At 70.8% G+C, this 236-nt stretch carries 1 pseudogene; it reads right to left on the bottom strand.

Going from position 1 to position 236, the window contains the following annotated elements:
• Nucleotides 1–236: pseudogene (locus ACZ3HG_RS24855) on the bottom strand (FAD-binding protein); the annotation flags it as partial.

Raw genomic sequence — 236 nt, 5'->3', positions numbered from 1 at the left:
ATGCGTGCGTCCTTGGCTGGATAGACCGCGCCGCCGACGCTGCGCGTGATCGCGTCGAGCGCCTCGAGCAGCGCCAGCGTCGGCGCGCCGCGATTCGGGAAGTCGAGCGCCAGCGTCGCGCCCGGACGCGGAAACGACAGCAGTCCCAGCGAGGGCAGGTGGCCGAAGCGCTTCAGCACGACGAGGAACGAGCCGAGGCCCGTGTCGGCGATGAGGCGAAGCATTTCCTCGAGCGC

Source organism: Erwinia sp. PME.40.26/001, assembly GCF_055556675.1.
The sequence above is the reverse complement of the archived record's forward strand: the minus strand, read 5'-3'. Positions and strand labels throughout refer to the sequence as shown.